Here is a 257-nt window from a genome sequence, read left to right as displayed (position 1 = left end):
CCAAGCGGCCCTGGCGCGACCGAGCCCACCTCCCGCACCAGCGCCGCCCACCGGACCGCGCTGGCCGCGCTCACCCCGAAGCGCACCGCCGCCGCCCGGCAGGATAACCCCGCCGCGATCGCCGCAACTACGCGTTCCCGTAAATCGACCGACAGCGCCTTGGACATGCCTATTGCCCCTCATGCCGAGGGGCAACTGAATCACCATCGTGCAGCCCGTGGGATCACAAGCGATTCAGTCAGGCTGGAAACCGCTCT

1 pseudogene is annotated in these 257 nt (G+C 68.9%); it reads right to left on the bottom strand.

The annotated features are described in order from the left end of the window. Positions 1-167 (bottom strand): annotated as a pseudogene (locus AC0IW9_RS31225) (IS630 family transposase); the annotation flags it as partial. Positions 168-257: the final 90 nt, after the last annotated feature.

The sequence above is a fragment of the Belnapia sp. AC561 genome (genome assembly GCF_979252845.1).
The sequence above is the reverse complement of the archived record's forward strand: the minus strand, read 5'-3'. Positions and strand labels throughout refer to the sequence as shown.